This window comes from Burkholderia sp. AU30198, assembly GCF_020419825.1.
Taxonomy (GTDB): domain Bacteria; phylum Pseudomonadota; class Gammaproteobacteria; order Burkholderiales; family Burkholderiaceae; genus Burkholderia.
Genome location: NZ_JAIZSA010000050.1, coordinates 1 through 1,954 on the forward strand (window position 1 = coordinate 1; position 1,954 = coordinate 1,954).

The following is a 1,954-nucleotide window of genomic DNA, read 5'->3' on the forward strand; positions in this document are numbered from 1 at the left end:
CGCTGAATCAGTCGATCACGACCGTGAGCAACAACGTGACGACGCTCGGCAACCAGGTGACGACGAATACGGGCAACATCGCGGCACTCCAGCAGGACGCGCTTCAGTGGAACGCGAACCTCGGCACCTACGATGCGAGTCACGGCGGCAATGGTCCGCAGCGCATCGGCAACGTCGCGGCCGGCGTGGCCAATACCGACGCGGTCAACGTGGGTCAGCTGACGGGCACCGTCGCACCGCTGCAGACGTCGATTTCGACGGCAGCGTCGAACATCACGAACCTGCAGACCAGCGTCACCGGCATCAACACATCGCTGAGCACGGCGACCACCAATATCAGCGACCTGCAGGCAGCCGACGCCCGCAACGTGAAGTACGACGGCAAGAGCGGATTCGACTCGGTGACGTTCGCCGGCACGAACGGTACGACGCTGCACAACGTCGCGGCCGGTGTTGCGAATACCGACGCGGTGAACGTCGGGCAGCTGAACGGCGGCCTGTCGTCGCTCAGCACGAGCGTGACGAACAACCTCAGCACGACGCTCGGCAACCTGAGCACGTCGGTCACGAACCAGATCGGCAACGCGACGAAGAATGCCGTGCAGTACGACGATGACGCACACAGCGGTGTCACGCTGGGCGGCAAGGGTGCACAGTCGCCGGTCGGCATGCACAACGTGGCGGACGGCGTTGCCGCGAGCGACGCCGTGAACGTCGGCCAGCTCGGCAAGGCGACCGACACGCTGAATCAGTCGATTACGAACGTCGGCAACCAGGTGACGACGAATACGGGCAACATCGCGGCGCTCCAGCAGGACGCGCTTCAGTGGAACGCGAACCTCGGCACCTATGATGCAAGCCACGGCGGCAACGGCCCGCAGCGTATCGGCAACGTCGCGGCCGGCGTAGCCAACACCGACGCGGTCAACGTCGGTCAGCTGACGGGCACCGTCGCACCGCTGCAATCGTCGATTTCGACGGCGTCGTCGAACATCACGAACCTGCAGACCAGCGTCACCGGCATCAATACGTCGCTGAGCACGGCGACCACCAATATCACCAACCTGCAAGCAGCCGACGCCCGCAACGTAAAGTACGACGGTCAGAGCGGATTCGACTCGGTGACGTTCGCCGGTACGAACGGCACGACGCTGCACAACGTCGCAGCCGGTGTCGCGAACACCGACGCGGTGAACGTCGGGCAGCTGAACGGTGGCTTGTCGTCGCTCAGCACGAGCGTGACGAACAACATCAGCACGACGCTGGGCAACCTGAGCACGTCGGTCAACAACCAGATCGGCAACGCGACGAAAAACGCCGTGCAGTACGACGATGACGCACACAGTGGCGTGACGCTCGGCGGCAAGGGGGCACAGTCGCCGGTCGGCGTTCACAACGTGGCGGACGGCGTTGTCGCAAGCGATGCCGTGAATGTCGGCCAGCTCGGCAAGGCGACCGACACGCTGAATCAGTCGATCACGACCGTGAGCAACAACGTGACGACGCTCGGCAACCAGGTGACGACGAATACGGGCAATATCGCCGCGCTCCAGCAGGACGCGCTTCAGTGGAACGCGAACCTTGGCACTTACGATGCAAGCCACGGCGGCAAGGGCCCGCAGCGCATCGGCAACGTCGCGGCCGGCGTGGCCAACACCGACGCGGTCAACGTCGGTCAGCTGACGGGCGCCGTCGCGCCGCTGCAGTCGTCGATCTCGACGGCAGCGTCGAACATCACGAACCTGCAGAGCAACGTCACCGGCATCAACACATCGCTGAGCACGGCGACCACCAACATCACCAACCTGCAGGCGGCCGACGCCCGCAACGTGAAGTACGACGGCAAGAGCGGATTCGACTCGGTGACGTTTGCCGGTACGAACGGTACGACGCTGCACAACGTCGCGGCCGGTGTTGCGAATACCGACGCGGTGAACGTCGGGCAACTGAACGG

Annotated in this window: 1 protein-coding gene; it reads left to right on the top strand. The window is 64.3% G+C overall.

What is annotated here, in order from left to right; genetic code table 11:
- The coding region (locus tag LGN19_RS39425) for a beta strand repeat-containing protein (protein ID WP_413227278.1) at window positions 1-1,954 on the top strand (1,954 nt) is incomplete at both ends.